General features: G+C 67.7%; 15 protein-coding genes. 10 read left to right on the forward strand and 5 right to left on the reverse strand.

Annotated features, from left to right (window positions below; translation table 11 throughout):
• Positions 1 to 93: 93 nt before the first annotated feature.
• On the reverse strand, positions 94 to 1,335 hold the full coding sequence (locus G6O69_RS15325) for a metallophosphoesterase (RefSeq protein WP_172304243.1): 1,242 nt from the start codon (positions 1,333 to 1,335) through the stop codon (positions 94 to 96).
• Positions 1,336 to 1,401: 66 nt separating this feature from the next.
• On the reverse strand, positions 1,402 to 2,013 hold the full coding sequence (locus tag G6O69_RS15330) for a hypothetical protein (protein WP_172304244.1): 612 nt from the start codon (positions 2,011 to 2,013) through the stop codon (positions 1,402 to 1,404).
• A gap of 345 nt (positions 2,014 to 2,358) precedes the next feature.
• On the opposite strand from G6O69_RS15330, the gene G6O69_RS15335 reads away from it, so the two are divergent.
• Together G6O69_RS15335 and G6O69_RS15340 are read left to right on the forward strand one after the other, a co-directional pair.
• Positions 2,359 to 3,339, forward strand: coding sequence for a beta-ketoacyl-ACP synthase III (locus G6O69_RS15335; protein ID WP_346017047.1), 981 nt, complete (start codon positions 2,359 to 2,361; stop codon positions 3,337 to 3,339).
• A 155-nt stretch (positions 3,340 to 3,494) separates the two neighbouring features.
• Complete coding sequence (locus G6O69_RS15340) at positions 3,495 to 4,517, forward strand: class III extradiol ring-cleavage dioxygenase (RefSeq protein ID WP_255215787.1); 1,023 nt, start codon at positions 3,495 to 3,497, stop codon at positions 4,515 to 4,517.
• A gap of 319 nt (positions 4,518 to 4,836) precedes the next feature.
• On the opposite strand, the gene G6O69_RS15345 is transcribed toward G6O69_RS15340, so the two are convergent.
• The gene (locus G6O69_RS15345; protein ID WP_176396856.1) at positions 4,837 to 5,403 is read right to left on the reverse strand and encodes a hypothetical protein; all 567 of its coding nucleotides are present in this window, start codon (positions 5,401 to 5,403) and stop codon (positions 4,837 to 4,839) included.
• A 109-nt stretch (positions 5,404 to 5,512) separates the two neighbouring features.
• On the opposite strand from G6O69_RS15345, the gene G6O69_RS15350 reads away from it, so the two are divergent.
• The 7 genes from G6O69_RS15350 (at position 5,513) to G6O69_RS42160 (ending at position 16,782) form a co-directional block, all read left to right on the forward strand.
• Complete coding sequence (locus G6O69_RS15350) at positions 5,513 to 6,610, forward strand: hypothetical protein (RefSeq protein WP_172304246.1); 1,098 nt, start codon at positions 5,513 to 5,515, stop codon at positions 6,608 to 6,610.
• A 37-nt stretch (positions 6,611 to 6,647) separates the two neighbouring features.
• A complete protein-coding gene (panB, locus tag G6O69_RS15355) occupies positions 6,648 to 7,556 on the forward strand; it encodes a 3-methyl-2-oxobutanoate hydroxymethyltransferase (protein WP_172304247.1) in 909 nt (302 codons plus the stop codon).
• A 48-nt stretch (positions 7,557 to 7,604) separates the two neighbouring features.
• Positions 7,605 to 8,465: a pantoate--beta-alanine ligase gene (panC, locus tag G6O69_RS15360; RefSeq protein ID WP_172304248.1), complete on the forward strand. Its 861-nt coding sequence runs from the start codon at positions 7,605 to 7,607 to the stop codon at positions 8,463 to 8,465.
• Positions 8,462 to 9,814: a transcription antitermination factor NusB gene (locus tag G6O69_RS42155; RefSeq protein ID WP_172304249.1), complete on the forward strand. Its 1,353-nt coding sequence runs from the start codon at positions 8,462 to 8,464 to the stop codon at positions 9,812 to 9,814. Before panC ends, G6O69_RS42155 begins: the two co-directional genes overlap by 4 nt.
• Before the next feature lie 388 nt (positions 9,815 to 10,202).
• Positions 10,203 to 12,203, forward strand: coding sequence for a DUF4157 domain-containing protein (locus tag G6O69_RS15370; RefSeq protein WP_217909839.1), 2,001 nt, complete (start codon positions 10,203 to 10,205; stop codon positions 12,201 to 12,203).
• A gap of 368 nt (positions 12,204 to 12,571) precedes the next feature.
• Positions 12,572 to 14,491, forward strand: coding sequence for a DUF4157 domain-containing protein (locus tag G6O69_RS15375; protein WP_255215789.1), 1,920 nt, complete (start codon positions 12,572 to 12,574; stop codon positions 14,489 to 14,491).
• Positions 14,492 to 15,342: 851 nt separating this feature from the next.
• Positions 15,343 to 16,782, forward strand: a complete 1,440-nt coding sequence (locus G6O69_RS42160) for a T3SS effector HopA1 family protein (RefSeq protein WP_346017048.1) — start codon at positions 15,343 to 15,345, stop codon at positions 16,780 to 16,782.
• Positions 16,783 to 16,899: 117 nt separating this feature from the next.
• On the opposite strand, the gene G6O69_RS15385 is transcribed toward G6O69_RS42160, so the two are convergent.
• Positions 16,900 to 19,497, reverse strand: coding sequence for a penicillin acylase family protein (locus G6O69_RS15385; protein WP_172304253.1), 2,598 nt, complete (start codon positions 19,495 to 19,497; stop codon positions 16,900 to 16,902).
• A 176-nt stretch (positions 19,498 to 19,673) separates the two neighbouring features.
• Positions 19,674 to 19,832, reverse strand: a complete 159-nt coding sequence (locus G6O69_RS15390; RefSeq protein ID WP_176396858.1) for a hypothetical protein — start codon at positions 19,830 to 19,832, stop codon at positions 19,674 to 19,676.
• 143 nt (positions 19,833 to 19,975) lie between these two features.
• Here G6O69_RS15390 and G6O69_RS15395 point away from each other — a divergent pair, with 143 nt between their 5' ends.
• Positions 19,976 to 20,113, forward strand: a complete 138-nt coding sequence (locus tag G6O69_RS15395) for a hypothetical protein (RefSeq protein WP_172304254.1) — start codon at positions 19,976 to 19,978, stop codon at positions 20,111 to 20,113.
• The last annotated feature ends 110 nt before the right edge of the window (positions 20,114 to 20,223 follow it).

Here is a 20,223-nt window from a genome sequence, read left to right on the forward strand (position 1 = left end):
AGGCTATTCATTTTTTGTTGGTGGGTCGCGTCGAGGACCCGAGCGGCGGGTCTGGCCGGCCCGCCTGGGGGCCCGCGGGCGGGAGGGCGACGCTCAGGCCCGCTCGAGGATCAGCAAGCTGATCTCGGGAGCCGCGCCGGCGCGGTTGGGCGGCCCCCAGTAGCCGGTGCCCTGGCTGACGTAGATCTGCATGTCCTCGTGGCGGTTGAGCCCGGACACGTAGGGCTGGAGCGCGTAGATCAGCACGCTCATCGGGAAGTACTGCCCGGCGTGGGTGTGGCCCGAGAGCTGGAGGTCGAAGCCGGCCGCGGACGCGGCGTAGACGCTGCGCGGCTGGTGGGCGAGGAGCAGCGAGAAGTCGTGAGCCGGGGCGTCGGCCTTGGCCCTGGCGGGGTCGGAGCGGTGGCTGGGCTCGTTGCGCTCGGCGTGGAGATCCGTGACCCCGGCGACGAGCAGCCTGGCCGCGCCGCGCTCGATGACCCGGTGCTCGTTGCACAGCACCGTGGGCCCGAGGCCGGCGATGGCCCGGCACCACGCGGGACCGTCCCAGTAGTATTCGTGGTTGCCGGTCACGAAGAACGACCCGTAGGTCGATTGGATCCGCCCGAGGCCGGCGAGCTCCGCTGACAGATCGTCGACGAAGCCGTCGACGAAGTCGCCGGTCAGGGCGACGAGGTCGGCGCCCTGGGCGTTGACGACCTCGACCACGCGGTCGAGCCAGGTCCCGCGGATCGTCGGCCCGACGTGGACGTCGCTGAGCTGGACGATGCGCAGACCCTCGAGGTCGGGGTGGAGGTCCGGGACGGGGACGTGGACCTCGACGACCCGAGGCACGCGCCTGGCGATGGCGAAGCCCGCCACGCTCAGCCCCGCGGCCCCGCCGACGATGCCGTAGTTGGCGACGTCGGCGAAGAAGCGCCGGCGCTGGGGCGAGAGCAGCTCAGCCTCGGTCGGGGGGGCGGCGGTGTCGGCCGAGGTGTCCGTGGTGGAGGAGCGTCGCGCTCGCAGGCGCTTGCGCGCGGCCAGGCCGACGCGGGCGATCAGCCGCGGGACCTCGACGGCCAAGGTGAAGGAGATCAGCAGCGAGGAGACCCCCATGCACAAAAAGCCCAGCCACTGGACCACCTCGAGCTCGGCGCCCGCCATGTGCGTGCGCCGGCCATAGAAGGCGAGCAGGGGCAGGAGGGCGAGGACGCTGACGGCGGCCCAGATCAGCCGTTGCATCCACGCGGGGCGCTCGCTGCCGTGGGCGTTGAGGCGTCGGCCCACCAGCCAGTGCAAAGCGCCCCAAGCGCTCAGGAAGACGATGAAGAAGAGCACGCGCGGGAGATCCATGGAGCGGAGACGAGGTCCACATACGTCTCCTGGAGTGGGATTGCTACCGCGGCGCGCCCCGAGGGCTCAGACCAGCTCGTAGGTCAGGGAGATCCCGCGTCCGCGCCGCTCGAGGAGCACGACCACCGTGGCCCCCGCGCCCGCCCCAGGGCGGGAGTCGACGGCGAGGACGCGGTCGCCCGTGCGCAGGCCGAGCAGGTGCAGGGGGGTGCCCGCGCGGATGTTTCGCAGCTCGATGGGCTCGGCCGTGGCCAGCGCGCCATCGAGTGACCTGGCGTCGAGGCCGAGGTTGTCGAGCTCCGCGCTGGCGACCCGCTCGAGCACGCGACGATCGACGGTGTAGGTGTAGCGCTCGCTGGGGTGGATCCACAGGTCGAGGTCGTCGAGATCGCGGCTGCGATCGCGGCGCGCGTAGGCGAGCAGGGCCCGGTCGAGGCGCCCGCGCCTGGTCGCGGTGGCGCGGGGATCATCCGCGCCGAGGCGCGCCTCGTCGAGCGCGAGGGCGACGTTCACGTCGACGTCGACGTCGAGCTCGAAGCCGCGCGGCTCGGCCGTGTCCGCGCGTCGCTCCGCGTCTTCGCGCAGCTCGTGGATCAGCAAGCCAGCGTGCGCCGTTGCTCCAAGAAGGAGCGCGGCGAGCCAGGGGACAAAGGCGGTCTTGTGGCGAGAGCGGTTCATGGCGACGCGAGCTTTTTGCAACCCACGTGCCTCGCTCGCGTGTGTGAATTCATGGCGCGCAGAGGCCCTCGCAGAGGCACCCGGAGCCTGCGAAGACAGGCAGACCTGAGCCTCGTTCACGCCCTGACAATTCGTCAGCGGAGGCCGTCCATGCGGCGTGATCGGGATTCATCAATTTGCGAAGCGCGTTCGCTGGATCTGCGCTCGGCGTGCATGCTCATTCACAATGAGCGGACCCCTCACTAGCCCTTGGTACCGAATGGGATTCACGAACGAAATTGTGAGCGCGGCGGTCGTTCAAATTGCTGGCCAAGCTCACCAGCGGACGTTTATACCCAGCCCGGCGTGAAGCGCTTCAAGATCCTTGGAACTGGCACCGCGCTGCCCAAGCGCGTGATGACAAACGCCGATCTCGAGAAGGTCGTGGAGACCTCTGACGAGTGGATCCGCGAGCGCACGGGGATCCACGAGCGCCGCATCGCCGACGAGAAGACCTCGAGCGCGACCTTGGGCGCGCGCGCGATGAAGGCCGCCTGCGACCAGGCCGGCATCGAGCCCGACTCCGTCGACGCGATCATCGTCTCGACCTCCTCGGCCGACGCGATCTTTCCCTCGACCGCGTGCTGGGTGCAGCACGAGCTGGGCATCCGCGGCATGCCTGCCTTCGACGTGGCGGCCGGCTGCAGCGGCTTCCTCTACGCCCTCGAGGTCGCGTCGAGCATGCTCAGCGCGGGGACCTGCAAGCGCATCGCGGTGATCGGCGCCGAGGTCATGAGCAAGGTCGTCAACTGGGAGGACCGCACCACCTGCGTGCTCTTTGGTGACGGCGCCGGCGCGGCGATCATCGAGACCTGCGAAGAGGACCGCGGCCTGCTCGCGTCCAACTGGGGCGCCGATGGAAACCTCGCGCCGATCCTCCACGCCCCGGCCGGCGGCACGCGCATGCCCGCGAGCGCCGAGACCGTGGCCAAGAACCTGCACACCGTCACCATGCAGGGGCGCTCGGTGTTCCGCCACGCCGTGCGGGCGATGACCGAGGCGGGGGTCAAGGCCGTCGAAGACGCGGGGCTCAGCGCCGATCAGATCGACCTGCTGATCCCCCACCAGGCCAACATGCGGATCATGGAAGCCTGCCGCGTGCGCCTCAACGTGCCCGAGGAGAAGATGTTCTCCATCGTGCACCGCTACGGGAACATGTCGGCGGCGACGATCCCCGTGGCGCTCCACGAGGCCCGCGAGGCCGGGCGGGTCGTCGACGGCTCGGTCGTGGCCTTCGCGGCCTTCGGCGCCGGGCTGACCTGGGCCGGCGCGGTCGTCCGCTTCTGAGCTGCCTGGAGCCTCGCGGCCGCGGCCGCGCTAGCACGCGCTGAGCCCGGCTTGGGATCCTCGTGGGCAATCCAGCGTTGCGAATTCGCAACGCTGGATTGATCGTCGCAGCGCTGTTGCGCCGGGGGAATCGGTGTCAGATTCCTCTTTGCGACATGCGCGAGGCAGACCAGATGCACGAGACCAGCAGCAAGGATCGCTTCACCCGTCGGGAGCTCATCGCCGGCGTCGCGGTGGCGGCAGGTGGGGTTGGCGTGGCGGCGACGCTCCTCGAGGGCGCGTCGGCGAGCGGAGAGGCCGGCGCCGGAGAGGCCGGCGGCGCCGGTGAGGGCAGGGCCGCGGCGGCGGACCCCAGCGAGAAGACAGGGGGCGCGGGCCCGCGCCAGCCGGCGATCTTCGTGCCCCACGGCGGCGGCCCCTGGCCCTTCGTCGAGCTCCCCGGCTTCATCTCGAGCCGCGACGTCGAGGTGCTGCGCGGCTACTTCGAGGCGCTCCCCGGCCAGCTGCCGGCGCCGCCCCGCGCCCTGCTGGTGATCTCGGCCCACTGGGAGGCCCGGGTGCCGACGATCATGACCGCCTCGGCCCCGCCGATTCTCTACGACTACGGCGGCTTCCCCCCCGAGTCCTACGAGATCCAGTGGCCCGCGCCTGGGGATCCGCAGCTCGCCAAGCGCGTCGGCGAGCTCCTGAGCGCGGCCGGTGTGCCCTACGCCGAGGACAGTCGGCGCGGCTTCGACCACGGGACCTTCATCCCCTTCAAGGTCTCGTGGCCCGCGGCCGACGTGCCCACGATCCAGGTCTCGCTCCAGGCCGGCCTGGACCCCAAGACGCACATCGCCCTCGGGCGCGCGCTCGCGCCCCTGCGCGACGAGGGCGTGCTGATCCTCGGCAGCGGGATGAGCTACCACAACATGCGCGGCTTCTTCTCTGGCCGCGGGCGGCCGGCCTCGATCACCTTCGACGAGTGGCTGCGGGACGCGGCGACCAAGCCCGGCCGCGAGCGCGAGCGCCTGCTCGCCGAGTGGAGCGCGGCCCCGAGCGCCCGCGATGCGCACCCGCGCGAGGAGCACCTGCTGCCGCTGATGGTCGTCGCGGGCGCAGCTCACGACGACACGGGGCGGGTGACCTTCAACGACGACTGGATGGGCACGCGGATCTCGGCCATCCAATACGGCTAGAGCGGCGACCGGTTTGAAGGCGCGCCGTCAGGTGCGTCTGGGCGGTTCCGTGGCTAGGAGCGAGGCCGAAGCTCTAGGAGCCTGGGGCGCAGAAGTCCTGGAGGGACCCGGGTGCGAGCTCGTCACCCCGGCGGTCGGGAAGGGCATTCCTCGACTACCGAGCAATGATGCGAAGGGCTGGCGGGCCGCGCTCGGGACCCCTCAGGACCTCTGCGCCAGCAGCGGTCCCGAGGTCCCACAGCTCGGGATGACGCCATTCGTCCGCCTTCGACACCATGAGCGCGTCGAATGCAGACGAGGGGGTGGATGTTTTTTGTGCTCAGGCCCCGTTGGCGACGAGGTAGGCGAGCATGCACAGCGACCCGTGGCCGCCGGCGAGGGCGAAGGCCCCGACGCGCATGCGGGCCTCGGGCGCGCCGAGCAGCACGAGCACGCTCATCGCCAGGCCGGTAGCGAACCAAAACGTCGCCGACGCGAGCAGCTCGGGATCGCCACCGCTGCCGAGCAGGGCGCGGCCGACGAGCACGAGGATCGCCAGCGCGGTCCACCACATCAGGCGGTGGCCCACGCGGGTCAGGCCCGAGCGATGTGCCCACGACCAGCGGGCCGCGGCGCTCGAGGCGGAGACCGCAGCCTTGGCCGCCACGGCGGCACCGCGACGCAGGCGCGGCCCCAGCCAGCTCGACATGAAGTGGCCGGTCGTCTTCAGCGCCGCGGCCATCGCCCTGGTCACGCGCACCGTCAGATGCACGGCCTTGGCGGTGCTGCGGCGCACCGCGGCCACCGTGTCGGGGTCGACCAGAGGCGGCACCTCGGGCGTTCGCGGCCGCCTGGAACCAGGCGGCGGCGTTTTGCGCGGGGGACGCTTGGCGGGGCGCGAAGCCATCGCGTCGAGTGTCTCCACTCGCGCCCAGGGGTCAATTTTCCTGCTGATTGCACGCCGGGATCCCCGCCGCGGGACAGCGCTCGGTGGCGGTCGGTGGCATACTCACCCGGTGATCCGCGCTCGCGCACTCGTGCCGCCGATGCTCCTCGTGGGCCTCGTGACCCTCGCTGCCGGGCCCGAGGCCGCCGCGGCCAGGCGCGTGACGGAGCCGATGCCGGTCGAGGAGGAGGAGCCGGTCGACGTGATCCGGGCGGTCGATGATGACGAGCAGCCCCGCGCGAGCCAAGGCAGCCTGGTCGAGGCCACCGCCACGGTCTGGGCGCTGGCCGGCAGCCGCTCGTGGACCGGCTGCAGCAACATCGCCAAGGAGGCCGGCAACCAGCTGCTGACGCTCTCCGAGGACGTCAACCTCAGCCGCGACAACCACCACTGGGAGCTCCAGGCCCGCGAGTGCCCCAACGCCCCCGAGGTCCTGGTCATGGCGGCGCACAGCGAGCTGATGCGTCGCTTTTCCCTGCCCGAGGGCCTCGACGGCGACACGGAGCTGTCGAAGCTCGAGGGCGAGATCGTCGAGAGCCGCGCCCAGGTCGTCACCTGGATCGACGACGCGCAGGCCGAGCTCGTCCGTCGCCGCGTGCTCGAGTCCTACGGGCTCGAGTATTGGCGAGGGCGGGCGAGCTTGTCCCTGGGCGACTACGAGGGCGCCCGCGAGGCCTTCGAGCGCGCCCTCGCCGAGGGCAGCGTCGACGGCTGGCGGGTCCGCCGGCTACTCGCGCTGACCATGCTCTTTCGAGGTGACCTCGACGCTGCCCTCGAGCTCGCCTCGCGCGCCGTGATCGACGCGCCAAACCACGAGCGCCTCGTCTCCCACTACGTCATGGGGATTGTCCTCGATCGCGCCGGAGATCCAGCTGGCGCGCGGCGGCGCGTCGAATTCGCCCTCGGGCGCGATGGCGACCTCGCCCAGATGCAGGCCCTCGAGGCCGCGCTGCCGCTCCACGAGCGGCTCTATCTGCGCGCATACGCCAAGACCGTGCGCAGGGAGGCCAGCGGAGCCCTGCGGCTGTGGGCGGCCTACCTCGCCCGCTCCGAGCCCGAGGACCCCGAGCGTCGCCTCGCCGAGCGTCACCGAGACGCCGTCGCCCCCCTGCCCAGCGACCTCGGCGGACCGGCGCGTCCAGGTGAGGCGCCCGCGTCGGGGGGCTGATTTGCTAAGCCAGGCAAAACATCGTACGTGAGCCAATATGGTCGACATGATCCCGCGTAAGCCCGTCACGGTGCCCGACATCCTCGCGCGCAAGCGTGACGGCGTGCCGATCGTGATGATCACCGCCTACGACGCGACCTTCGCCCGCCTCGTCGACGCCTGCGACGTCGACATGGTGCTCGTCGGCGACAGCCTCGGCATGGTGATGCAGGGCCACGACCACACCCTCGAGGTCACCATCGAGGACATGATCTACCACGCCCGCTGCGTGCGTCGGGCCCTGCGCTGCGCTCACCTGACGGTCGACATGTCCTTCATGAGCTACCAGGTCAGCCCCGAGGAGGCCCTGCGCAACGCCGGGCGCCTGGTCAAAGAGGGCGGCGCAGCCTCGATCAAGCTCGAAGGTGGCGAGCGCGTGGCCCCGGCCATCGAGCGCATCGTCGCCGCCGGCATCCCGGTGGTCGGCCACCTCGGCCTGACCCCGCAGAGCGTCCACGCCTTCGGCGGCTTCAAGGTCCAGGCCCGCGAGGAAGAGGACGCCGAGCGCCTGCGCCGCGAGGCCGCCCTGCTCGAGAGCGTGGGCTGCTTCTCCATCGTCCTCGAGGGCATCCCGGCCCCGCTCGCCACCGAGGTCTCGGCCTCGCTGAGCATCCCCACCATCGGCATCGGCGCGGGCAAGGGCTGCGACGGCCAGGTCCTCGTCATGCAGGACCTGCTCGGCCTCGACGACAGCTTCAAGCCCAAGTTCGTCAAGCGCTACGCCGAGCTCGCCGGGGTCGTGCGCGAGGCCTTCTCCGACTACGCCGCCGAGGTCCGCTCGCGCGCCTTCCCTGGCCCCGAGCACAGCTTCAAGGCGCGCAAGGGCAGCAAGCTGCGCCCCGTCGACGAGGGCCGCGGCGAGCCCCAGGGCGAGGCGCCCAAGCGCACGGGCTACGGCCCGGCCTGACCGGCTCGACCCGAGCTGAACCGACCCGACCTGATTGGGAGTACGACGATGGTGAAGGTCCTGCGGACGGTGGAAGAACTCCAGCGCTGGCGGGCCCAGGTCCGCGCGGCGGGGCGCCAGGTCGCCTTCGTGCCGACCATGGGCTCGCTGCACGCCGGCCACCTCGAGCTGATGCGCGCCGGTCGAGCCCGGGTCCCCGCCGAGCGCGGCGAGCTGGTGATCTCGATCTTCGTCAACCCCACGCAGTTCAACGACGCGAACGACCTCGCCGCCTACCCTCGGGACGAAGCCGGCGACCTCGCGCTGGCCGCGGCCGAGGGCGTCGACGTGGCCTTCTGCCCGGAGCCCGACGCGCTCTACCCAAAGGGCGCGAGCACCTGGGTCGAGGTCGGCGGCCTCGACAACCACCTGTGCGGGGCGTCGCGCCCGGGTCACTTCCGAGGCGTGTGCACCGTGGTCACCAAGCTCTGGCAGCTGGTCGCCCCCGACTACGGGCTGTTTGGTCGCAAGGACTACCAGCAGCTGGCGATCCTGCGTCGCATGCACCGCGACCTGTTCTTGTGCGGTGAGGTCGTTGGCGTGTCCACGGTCCGCGAGCCCGACGGCCTCGCGCTCTCGAGCCGCAACGTCCGCCTCGACCCCGCCGCGCGCACGCAGGCCCTGGCGATCCCGCGCTTCCTCGACGAGGTCCGGGCGCGCTTCGAAGCCGGCGAGCGCGAGGTCGAGGCCCTGCTCGCGGGCGCGGGCGAGCGCCTGGGCGCCGGCGAGGTCCACTACGTCTCGGCCGTCGACGCCGACGACCTCCAGCCCGTCGTGCGCGTCGAGGCGCCGACCCTGGTCGCCCTCGCCGTGGTCTTCTCCGGCGTGCGCCTGATCGACAACGTGCTCCTGGAGCCCGGCGCTTCGTGAGCGCGGCCAAGCCCCCCAACCCGCGGCGCGTGGCCGTCCGCGCCCTGCGGGACATCGAGCAGCGCCGCGGCTTCTCCAACCGCATCCTCTCGGACCAGCTCGAGCGCCACGTCGAGCTCGCGCGCCGAGATCGCGGCTTGATCACCACCTTGGTCTACGGCGTGCTCCGTCACCAGGCCCGCCTCGACGCGCTGATCGACGCCGCCGCCGACAAGCCCGGCAAGCTCAAGGGCGAGCTGCGGACGATCCTCCGCGTCGCCGCCTACGAGCTCGTCGAGCTCGACCGCCCGCCTGCGATCGCCGGCGCCGAGGCGGTCAAGGTCGCCAAGCGCATCGACCCGCGCGGTCGCCTGCGCGGGCTGATCACCGCGATCGTGGCGGGCGTCGCCCGGGACGCCCCGGCCCGCGCCGCGGCCTGGGAAGCCGGCGACCCGCTCACCGCCCTGCGCGAGCGCTGGTCGCTGCCGGCGTGGCTGGCCGCGCGCTGGCTCGCCGCCCTGGGCCCCGAGCGAGCGCTGGCTCGCGCCCGCGTCCTCGCCGAGGCGCCGACGCTGGATCTGCGCATCGACCTCGGCCGGACCACCCGCGACGAAGTCCGGGCGCGCCTCGAGGCCGAGCACCCTGGCCTGCGCTTCGTCGAACTGCCCGCGGCCGCCGGCGACCAGCCCCAGGCCGTGCGCGTCCAGGGAGCCGGCGACCTCTTTTACGGCCCGCTCTTCGAGTCGGGGCTGATCTCGATCCAGAGCCTCGGCTCCCAGCAGGCCGTGCGCGCCCTCGACCCGCGCCCCGGCGAGCGCATCATCGACGCCTGCGCGGGCATGGGCACCAAGACCGCCCAGATCGCCGAGCTCATGCAGCGCCAGGGTCGGCTCGTGGCCATGGACGCCTCGGCCGAGCGCCTCGCCGAGCTCGAGGCCGCGCGCGAGCGGGTGGACCTCGACGCCGAGGGCCTCGCGCTCGAGATCGTCCACGCCGACCTCGCCGAGGATCCCCTCGAGCTGGACATCGAGCTCGAGCCAGGGAGCGTCGACGGCCTGCTGCTCGATGCTCCCTGCACGGGGCTGGGCAACCTCGCCCGTCACCCCGAGCTGCGCTGGACCGCCGAGCCCGGCGACGTGCCAGCCTGCGCGGCGCTCCAGGCCACGCTGCTGCGGCGCTGCGCCGACTGGGTGCGGCCTGGTGGGCGCCTGGTCTACGCCGTGTGCAGCCTCGAGCCCGAGGAGGGGCCGCAGGTGGTGGCGGACTTCGTGGCCGAGCGCGGGGAGTTTCGGGTGGTGAAGGAAGAGGCGTGGACGCCCGAGGGGGCGCGCAGTGATGGCTTTTGGCTGGCCCGACTCGAGCGCGGCTGAGAGCTCGACGAGCTGGAAGCCACCCTCGGTCCGCCAAAGAGCCAGCCCTTCATCTTTCGCCGCTGCGCCCAGGCCTGACGCGCCCTCGTGTTCGTGCGCGAGGGTATCCCGGCCCCGCTCGCCATCGAGGTCTCGGCATCCCTCGTTTGCGTTGCAGAGGACTCGATGAGTCTCGGGCTTTGCGCGCCGGTCCGTCGCGTCGATGGTCGAGCACGGACGAGAGGGCATGAGCTCCGAACCTCTGGTGGGGCTGGCTCGGCCGAGTTGGGGTGAGGCCTGGAGCGGTGAATGGGGACAGCTCGTCGAGGAGATTCTTTGCACGAGGTTGATCAGGCAAGTGACTTCGATTTCATGGGGTGACCAACATTGACGACGTTAAGCTGAAGAGGTGTCGCGTACGCATGACCCCGAGCAGCAGTCCACGTCAACGCCTTCGCATGCGCAGCAGTCCCGTACGAGCGAGGGGATGCCGGAGCGCCCCGGGGACGCGCGGCTGAGCGAGCTGCAGGCGCTGGCGGACCGCAGCCCCTGCGTTCAGCGTCTGGCGCGGCTGCAGGCGCTGGCGGACGCACGGACAGGAGGGGCGGGGACGGACGGACCGAGGCGGAGCTTGCCGCGGGGGCTGGCGGCGAAGATGGGGGCGGCCTTCGAGACGGACTTCTCGAGCGTGCGGGTGATTGAGGGGCCCGAGGCGGCGCAGGTGGGAGCGCGGGCGTTCACGCGGGGGGAGGAGCTGCACTTCGGACCCGGGGAGTATCGGCCGCAGAGCGCGGCGGGGCAGCGGATGATCGGGCACGAGCTGGCGCACGTGGTGCAGCAGCGGCAGGGGCGGGTGCGAGGGAACGTGGAGATCGGGGGCGTTTCGGTGAACACGCAAGCGGGGTTGGAGCGGGAGGCGGACGGGGCGGGTGAGCGAGCGGCGCGGGGAGAGGCGGCGGGGATGGGGGAAAGCTCGCCGTCGCTGGGCTCCGGGACCGCGGGGTCCCCGGGGGTGGTGCAGCGTAGGGAGGACGAGGAGGAGCCGGGGTTCAGCCCCGAGGGCTTCAAGCGAGCGATGAGGGCGGCCTTTCGGCAAGCGGGGGTCTACGAGCTGATCCAACATCGACAGGAGCGCGAGCCAGATCCCAATGAAAGCGACTGGCCCGCCCACGCGAGCGCCGAGGCGTTGGTGGAGGGGCGAAGCAGGCTCAGGAGTGTCGGAAGGGTGAACCTCGGGCCCTTGGATGTCAGTGGAAATTCTCTGCGGCGAATGAACACGATGGAGGGCCACCAGTTTGCCGAACTGGTCGAGCGCCTGCGGCGAGGAATATTAATATTGAGAATGATGCGTACGGATTCGTCGGTCGACGACGGGGATACCGGATATGCGAAGAATTCGATGCTCGAGTGGTCGAGGTTCGCGTATATGGTGTGTGAAGGGCTGGCCCCTGAGAACCGTGATGTCATCGAAAGTGTCATTCGGTCATTGTACGATAACTGGCGTGGTGCTCCAGATGAAGGCACGGCACACCGTGAGGAGATGGCAACGCAGACCTTCGAGGCCCTCGAGGACCTGTATTTTCGAGGCCTGGAGCTGGGAGAACAGATCGATGGCGAGCCGTCCAGGAAAAAGGCAAGGAAGGCGAGGCGACATGGCGTGGACGTGTTCGCCCAGCAGTTCGAGCACGAGGGTAAGAAAATTTCACCGACAGAATTCAAAGAACGTCGTGAGTCTCTGATAGATGAGCATGATGAGATCATCTCCATGCTCAAAAGTGGGGAGTATGATGAGGTGGATTCTAGGTTTCTGAAAAGTGAGATGGCGAAGGTCAAGAAAAAGATGAAGGAGCGCGATCATATGTCGACTTTTGCCTATCGCATGAACCCGGCTGTGAGGCGGAAAGTGAGCAAGGGCGGAGGTGCTCGTTTGAGTGTGAATATGGATATTGGTAATGCCGAGGGTAACGCGCGAAAATTGCTCAAGGTGGTATCTAAGGATACAACTAACATCTATAAGAGTAAAATTATGGGGCCAGCGAATATTGGTAAACGTGTAGATGATGCTGTCATCTATTTGCGGCGTCCAGGAATTGCCGGTGCCAAGGAGGTCGCTCGTCAGGCCAACTTTACCGGGCCGAAGCGCGGGACAGCGCCTCCGGGCATGGAGCCGATTGCTCCCGGGGTCGCCTACGCAGAGAACGTGGAGGACAGCTCGAGCAGTCACGGGGCAAATCGTGGCGAGATTATCCTAAATGTCATCATTTCGAAGCTCAATGCGAAGCGCAGGGGTAAGGATGTGTCGATTGGGGAAATTCTCGATAATTGGTTGGAATACCATGGGTATGATGCTGCGCGTCCGAGTCTCATCCGAGAAGAGGAGGAAGAAGACTGGGATTTTGATTCAGACTGAGGCCGAGCGCTTCGCCGGGTCTTGGTGTTCAGAATTCTCTTGGAGTCGACGAGCCTGTCCAGTAGGCAGGCTGGGGCGATCTCTGAACCCTCGGTGGGGCTGAACCCGTCGGTTTTGGGGAAGCCCGGAGCAGCGTGGGGGATCCATCTTCGAGCGGCTCGTGGGCGAGTGCATGCGCGAGCAAATTACAGGCTCAAATTGATGATCTTCGCCATTTGGAGCCGACATTCAGCTAGAGTTGAAAGGTGTTGCGCAAGCATGACATGAAGCGACAGTCCACTTTGGCATTTTCGCGCAAGCAGACGCCGCGAGCGAGCGAGGGGATGCCGGAGCGCCCCGGGGACGCGCGGCTGAGCGAGCTGCAGGCGATGGCAGACCGCAGCCCCTGCGTCCAGCGTCTCGCGCGGCTGCAGGCGCTGGCGGACGCACGGACAGGAGGGGCGGGGACGGACGGGCCGAGGCGTAGCTTGCCGCGGGAGCTGGCGGCGAAGATGGGCGCGGCCTTCGACGCGGACTTCTCGAGCGTGCGGGTGAGTGAGGGCCCCGAGGCTGGGCGAGTGGGAGCGCGGGCGTTCACGCGGGGGGAGGAGCTGCACTTCGGGCCCGGGGAGTATCGGCCGCAGAGCGCGGCAGGGCAGCGGATGATCGGGCACGAGCTGGCGCACGTGGTGCAGCAGCGGCAGGGGCGGGTGCGAGGGAACGTGGAGATCGGGGGCGTTTCGGTGAACACGCAAGCGGGGCTGGAGCGAGAGGCGGACGGGGCGGGTGAGCGAGCGGCGCGGGGAGAGGCTGCGGGGATGGGGGAAAGCTCGCAAGGAGTGGCTCCGCCGTCGCTGGGCTCCGGGACCGCGGGGTCCCCGGGGGTGGTGCAGCGTAGGGAGGACGAGGAGGAGCCGGGGTTCAGCCCCGAGGGCTTCAAGCGAGCGATGAGGGGGGCCTTTCGGCAAGCGGGGGTCTACGAGCTGATCCAACACCGACAGGAGCGCGAGCCAGATCCCAATGAAAGCGACTGGCCCGCCCACGCGAGCGCCGAGGCGTTGGTGGAGGGGCGAAGCAGGCTCAGGAGTGTCGGAAGGGTGAACCTCGGGCCCATAGACGTCACCGGGCATCGATTTGTGCGGCCGAACGCCATGCCGGGCCACGAGTTTGCGGATCTGGTAGCGAGCCTCCGGCAGGGAATTGCGATCTCGCGAGGGAGGCGTGAAGATCTCCCGGTAGTTGCTGGAGATACCGCCTACGCCAGGGAGTCGATGAACGAGTGGGCGAGGATGGCGGCGATGGTGAGCGAGGGGCATGTGACCGATGATGAGGGAATGGTCAGGAGGATCGTTCGCCTTCTGTATGATAACTGGCGAAATGTCTCGGATGACAGCGACCAGGCCCATAGGCGACATGCGGAGCAAGCGTTTAAAAGCCTCGAAAATCTGGGAAAGCAAAACGCTCCGCAAAACGCTCCGCATGGCGATCCTCGTGCTATGAACGTCCATGCCCAAGCATTTGAGCGTGCTGGGATGGTGAGTCCCCATGAGTATCAAGCCAAGATGGAGGAAGTACATGCGCGGATCAAATATCTCGAAGGGAAAATCGAGGAATTGAAAATTGGACTGGATGCCACTGATGATGCGGATGAGGTGAGGGGGCTACGAGAGGTGATGAGGAATAGGGAGAATGAATTGGATAACCTGCGCTCATTCTCGGCCATGGCGGGGGATAAATTGTCAACGTTTGCCTATCGGATGAACCCTGCAGTGGCGCGAGGTCAGCGCCGCGGCACCTTTGCTCGCTTGAGCCTGAATATGGACTCTCGAAGTGGTGCTGAGAATGTCAGGAAAATTCACGGTTCGGTCTCTCGGGACACCGGGAATATCGAGCAGAGTAAAATTATGGGCCCAATGAACATCGGCAGGCGCGTGGATGATGCAGTGGTCTACCTCAAACAGCCCGGGCTGAAGAAGGCCAGGGGAGTTTCGAATCAGTTGAACCTCACCGGGCCGGAGCTAAATACGGCTCCTCCAGGGATGGATCCAATCGCGTCTGGCGTCGCCTATGCAGAGTATGTTGAGGGCAGCTCGAGTAGTCACGGAAATAACCGTGGGGAGATGATTACCAACGCAGTCATGGCCAGGCTTGGCGCACGCTCGGGGGAGCCAATGGCCGAGATTCTCGGAGGGCTGATGGAGCAAGCTGGGTATAACCCAAATCGACCTAGCCGAGTCGACACTAAGGGTAGTAAATTCATGCGTGCTGTCAGTAAGTTGATTAAAAAGAAAAAAAAGAAGAAGAAATAGTAGGTCGGCTCCGCTCTGGGCGCACACGGCGTGTCTCGCCGCTGGCCAACTCGATGCTGGAGGACTCGCTGTGCCGGAATAAAGCAGTGATGGGCAGCGAGTCTGAACCCACGGTGGGCTAACCCCGCCTCTTGGCGAGGTGGAGTCTGTAGCGACGAGCGGGGCCTCTGGCTGAGGAGATTCTTTGCACGAGGTAGCTTGGGAAAATGATTTGGATTTCACAGGGTGACCATCATTGACGACGGTAAGCTGAAGAGGTGTCGCGTATGCATGACCTCGAGCAGCAGTTCACGCCAACGTCTTCGCGCGGGCAGACGTCGCGAGCGAGCGAGGGGATGCCGGAGCGCCCCGGGGACGCGCGGCTGAGCGAGCTGCAGGCGCTGGCGGACCGCAGCCCCTGCGTTCAGCGTCTGGCGCGGCTGCAGGCGCTGGCGGACGCACGGACAGGAGGGGCGGGGACGGACGGACCGAGGCGGAGCTTGCCGCGGGGGCTAGCGGCGAAGATGGGGGCGGCCTTCGAGACAGACTTCTCGAGCGTGCGGGTGAGTGAGGGGCCCGAGGCGGCGCAGGTGGGAGCGCGGGCGTTCACGCGGGGGGAGGAGCTGCACTTCGGACCCGGGGAGTATCGGCCGCAGAGCGCGGCAGGGCAGCGGATGATCGGGCACGAGCTGGCGCATGTGGTGCAGCAGCGGCAGGGGCGGGTGCGAGGGAACGTGGAGATCGGGGGCGTTTCGGTGAACACGCAAGCGGGGTTGGAGCGGGAGGCGGACGGGGCGGGTGAGCGAGCGGCGCGGGGGGAGGCTGCGGGCCTTGGCGGAAGTGGGTTGGGTGCGGGCGGAGGAGGCACGGTGGTGCAGCGCCAAGGGTTCACGCCGGAGGAGTTCAAGCGGGCGATGGCGGCGGCTTTTCAGCAGGCGGGAGTGAGGGAGGTTATCGATAGGCGGAGGCGCGAGCAGGCCACCCCAATACCGAATGAACTCGACGATGCGCGTCGGGATCTGCGCCGGGTTGGGGAAAGGGACGGAGGGGTGAGTCTCGGGCCTTTGGATGTCAGCGGGAATAAACTGTGGCGGACGAGCCGCATGGCGGGTCATCAGTTTGCCGAGATTGTCGAGCGCCAGCGGCGAGGACTCCTGATCTTGCGGAGCAGGCGTACGGACTCTCCGGTGGCTGTTGGCGACTTCACCTATGCCAGGAGGTCGATGATCGAGTGGGCGACGGTCGCGGCGATGGTGTGCGAAGGCTTGGGCCCGAACGACCGGGAACTCGTGGTGGACATCGTTCGCTCGTTGTATGACAACTGGCGTGATGCTCCGAATGAAAGTGAGAATGATCGAGTTGGTCACGCTAATCAGACATTTCAAGTCATCGAGGGCTTGGGGGATCGGAGGGTGAGGTCTGCGTCCCGTAAGGGGATGAATGTCTATGCTCAGGCTTTTGAAGGACTTGGTGAGAAGGTGAAGCCCAGTGACTATGATAAAAGGATGGGGCGGATTCCCGGGGAGGTAAAGAAGTTGAAGCGTGGCTTGGAACAGCTCTTTATATTGTATCATGGTTGCCGAAACAGGAGGAAGAAAAAAGAACTGCGCAGGAAGATTGAGTCAAGGGTCAAGAGGATTCGCAAACTCGAGTCGATTCATCGAAGCGGTGATAGCCGTTTGTCGACTTTTGCCTATCGTATGAACCCCACGGTGAGGAGGGATGCGCAAGATGGGAATTCTGCTAGGTTGAGCTTGAATATGGATGTTGGTGAGGGCGGGGCGAACGCTCGAAAGATGTATGGCGCCGTGTCCAAGGGGAGTCGTCTCATATCCCAGAGTAAGATCATGGGGCCTGCGAATATTGGGAAGCGCGTGGATGACGGGGTCATTTATCTCCGCAGGCCCGGCTTGCGAGTGGCCGAAGCTGTGTCCGGTGAACTGGGCCTCACCGGACCCCGGCAAAACGCGACGCCCCCGGGGATGGAGCCGATCTCCCGTGGTGTTGGCTACGCGGAGTATACGGCACGAGACATGGGGGGAGGGAGTCACGGAGAAAGTCGTGGGGCGATGGTTACCAATGCAGTCATGGCCCGGCTTGGAGGGGATATGCGTCCAATGGCGGAGATTCTCGGCGAGGTTCTGGAGCGGAAGGGTTATGATCCCATTCAGCCTAGCTTCATCGATACGAAAGACCGGCAGTGGTACCGAGCTTATATTCGCGCCTTGAAAGAAAATCTCCCAGTTCGTCCAGGCATGGATGACGACGACGACTTCGACTATGACGAGGATGACAGCTGGATCGATCAGTGAGTCGATCCGCTGATGACTCCCTGTCGAACCTCGGATGAGGCGGAGGGCGATATATTGAGCTCGACCTCGATGGGCGCACGCGGCGTGTCTCGCCGCGGCGCCCAGGCCCAGCGCGCTTCAGGGCTCGAGGCGATACTGGCTGACCGTGGCCGCCTCGACGTCCTCGATCCGATAGGGCAGCGGCGAGTAGACGCCCTCGATCCAGTCGTCGAGGGTGTCGTCCCAGTGCGGGGAGCTCGGCTCGCCGGAGTTGCCGCGGGGGAAGTTGATGACGGCCTCGGGCACGCCGTCCTCGGCGAAGCGGGTCACGAGCCGGAAGATCGGGCCGTGGTGGGAGTCGAAGCGCTCGTTGGGCTCGCCCTGGGAGCTGGCGTAGAACACGGAGGAGGACACGTTGAGGGTGTCCTCGCCGCCGTTGGTGGGGACCCAGCCGCCGTCGAGCTCCATGCCGAAGGGGTTTTGGAAGTCGGTGCCGTGCATGTCGGCCCAGCTGTAGCCCTCGGGGTCGACGCTGCCGTAGCGCTCGTTTAGCCAGGTCGCGGCGCTGGCCAGGGCCTCGACGGCGATGCGCTCGCGGCTGGTCTGGAGCAGCTCGTCGGTGGAGTAGCCGTGGGTCAGGGCGAGCGCGGGGATCTTGAGGATGTAGGGCGGCTCCTCGGCGAACACCAGGGTGTAGAGGAAGGCGAAGTCGTCGGAGATGGTCTCCCAGGCCATGTCGTGCAGCCACAGGTGCCAGACCAGGGCGCCCGCGGAGCTGCGGTCCATGTTGCGGTCCCAGCCGTCGAGCACGGCGGCCAGGGTCTGGAGGTCGGCGTTGCCCTCGTAGTCGGCGAGGTCGGGGTTGGTGCCGATCTGGTCCGCGGCGTCGAGGACGATCGGCAGCAGCAGATCCGCCATGACGCTGTGTGTGTCGAGCTGCAGCGCCTGCATGTCGGCGACGCTGACCTCGCCCTCGCCGGTCAGGCGCTCGAGCTCGTCTTGCAGGCGCTTGGCTCGGTGGCCGGCGGCGTAGAAGTAGCCGTAGTAGAAGGGGTCGTTGGTGACGTCGCCGTCGAAGGTGAAGCCCCAGGGGTCGTTGTTGGCGGTGCCGATCCACCCGCGGCTCTCGACGCGGCTGCGCGGGAGCTTTTCGGCCGGCAGGTAGCTGCGCCAGTAGCTGGCCGCGTCGTCGCCGTCGATGACCAGGTAGGGCAGGGCGCCGCCGCTGAGATCGCGGTCGGGGACGAGGATGTTGACGCGATAGCTGATGCCCTCGGCGCTGGCGCCGACGAAGTTGAAGCCGGCGACCTCCATCAGGTCGACGCCGGCCTCCCACTCGTCGAGGTCGCTGGCCTGGCCCATGCGCGCGAAGCAAAGCTCCTCGGCGGTCGCGCGAAAGCCCGTCCAGTTGACCAGCAGCTCGCGCCCGGGGCTGGCGACCGGCAGGGGGATCAGCTGCTCGGGCACGATCACGCCGTAGTCGGGGACGTCGTGCAGGCTGAGGACCACGGACTCCTCGCCGGCGACCTCGATGACCTCCTCGCGCTCGACCCAGTCGACGAACTGGTCGCCGATCCACACGCCCTCGCCCTCGACGCGCACGTCCCAGACGTCGGTGACGTCGCCAAAGTTGGTGGTCGCGGCCCACTGAACGTGGCGGTTGTGGCCGAGCTGCACGCCCATGGTCCCGGCGAAGGAGAAGCCGATGACCTCCTGCGTTCCGCCCTTGCCGGCGCTGGCGCTGTCGAGGTGCTGGGCGTACATCATCGACGGGCTCTGCAGCGGCTGGTGGGGATCGTTGGCGATCAGCGGCCGACCGTCGGCGGTGAACCGGCCGTCGACGGCCCAGTTGTTGCTGCCAAAGGGCCGCTTGCCGAGGTGCGCGGTGGCGTGCTGGAGCTTGGCCACGGCCTCGGCGATCAGCGCGGGCGAGTAGGGGTCCATCGGCCGCGGCGGGCGGGCGAGCTCGAGCGAGGACGGCCCGCTGTCGGGTTTGAGCCCCGTGGGGATCTCGTCATCGGGCATGATCGCCACGTCGAAGAGCGGCTTGCCGAGCTCGAAGGCCGCCCAGGTGTCCTGGAGGTTGTCGTGGAGGATCGTCGCCAGCAGGTCGCGGTCGAAGCTGTTGGAGTTGCCCAGGTAGAGCAGCTTGGCGATCGCGAATTCGTCGTCGCGCTCCCAGGTCTCGGGCATGAAGCCAGCCTCGGCGAAGCCATAGGGCAGCGACGCCGCGCCGCTTTGGACCTCGGCAATGCGCTGGTTGACCCCGGCGAGCCACGAGATCACGTAGTTGTAGATGTCCGGGGCCTCGCTGCGCAGGCGCTCGGCGTTGAGGTTGCCCCAGCGCTTCAGATCGAAGGTCCGCGAGACCACGTCCTGGTCGACGAAGTCCGGGCCGAGGACCTCCGCCTGGCGGCCGAGCGCCCGGCGGCGCATCAGGTCCATCTGAAACAGGCGGTCGCTGGCCATCTGATAGCCAGAGGCGTAGGCGACGTCGTCGTCGTGTTCGCCGTAGATGTGGGGGATGCCGCGCTCGTCGATGCGGATCTCGACGGCGGCGCTGAGCCCCGGGAACTCGTCGAAGGGCTCGACGAGCTCCTCGCCCGTGTCTCCGGTCTCGCCTGTCTCATCGGCCTCGTCCTGGTCGCCGTCGGCGGCGCTATCGCTGCAGGCCGAGAGGGCTGCGAGCAGGCTCAATGGGAGCAAGGACGAAGGCGAACGAGCAAGCTTCAACATGGGCGCACGCTACCCGAGGGGTGTTGAAGGGACAACTGGAAGGGAGGATTGAAGGGGAGTGCAAGTGTGTGCGCGTTGGTGTGTGAGCTGACGTCGCCAGGTGCCACGCTGCCATGGATCCGATGTCCACGGCGTAGCATTGCATCGACATACAAAGGGCCACGAATCGATTGGTGCTACTCTTCGCTGGTGTGCTCGCGCTTTGCCTGCGAGCCGCACCTTTGCGGAGATGGCGAGTGGACGGACGGCACGACGCCGTGCGCGGGATCTTCGTCCTGGCACTCGTTCCAGATCGTGCACTGGTATCTCGAGCTGCGGCGGCGAGGGAGTTCCATGACCATTCATGGGGCCGAGGTCCGCGAGGTGATGGTTTTCGTAGATCGCTGGCCGGCAGCCTTGGATCCTCACCAGCGCATCGGGTGACCAGGGCACCCGAAAGCTTCCCGATTGCTCGGGGCTCGGGTGGAACCCCCACTTGATGATCCCCTTCGATGAGTCGCTGAATTCAGTGAGCACCTCGGGCGAGGCGCAGTCCATGGCTGCCGGCGAGACGCAGCGCGCTCGAGTCTTCTTTGGCGAGCAGAGCGTCGAGCTTGGCCACGTCACATTTCGTTGACTCGAGGCTTCCCTGTCGCCGTCGAGGGTTGCGGCGATACCCCCTCCCAGGTCAGCGCGGGCAGGTTGTCGTCCTCAGCGGCGGCGTCGCTACAGCCGGTGCCCGACAAC

It is taken from the genome of Pseudenhygromyxa sp. WMMC2535 (genome assembly GCF_011083025.2).

Coding starts and splice junctions, on each gene's coding strand:
- G6O69_RS15325 (WP_172304243.1), bottom strand. CDS start 1,335: ATGGATCTCCCGCGCGTGCTCTTCTTCATCGTCTTCCTGAGCGCTTGG.
- G6O69_RS15330 (WP_172304244.1), bottom strand. CDS start 2,013: ATGAACCGCTCTCGCCACAAGACCGCCTTTGTCCCCTGGCTCGCCGCG.
- G6O69_RS15340 (WP_255215787.1), top strand. CDS start 3,495: ATGCGCGAGGCAGACCAGATGCACGAGACCAGCAGCAAGGATCGCTTC.
- G6O69_RS15345 (WP_176396856.1), bottom strand. CDS start 5,403: ATGGCTTCGCGCCCCGCCAAGCGTCCCCCGCGCAAAACGCCGCCGCCT.
- panB (WP_172304247.1), top strand. CDS start 6,648: ATGGTCGACATGATCCCGCGTAAGCCCGTCACGGTGCCCGACATCCTC.
- panC (WP_172304248.1), top strand. CDS start 7,605: ATGGTGAAGGTCCTGCGGACGGTGGAAGAACTCCAGCGCTGGCGGGCC.
- G6O69_RS15375 (WP_255215789.1), top strand. CDS start 12,572: ATGGCAGACCGCAGCCCCTGCGTCCAGCGTCTCGCGCGGCTGCAGGCG.
- G6O69_RS15385 (WP_172304253.1), bottom strand. CDS start 19,497: ATGTTGAAGCTTGCTCGTTCGCCTTCGTCCTTGCTCCCATTGAGCCTG.
- G6O69_RS15390 (WP_176396858.1), bottom strand. CDS start 19,832: ATGGAACTCCCTCGCCGCCGCAGCTCGAGATACCAGTGCACGATCTGG.
- G6O69_RS15395 (WP_172304254.1), top strand. CDS start 19,976: ATGATCCCCTTCGATGAGTCGCTGAATTCAGTGAGCACCTCGGGCGAG.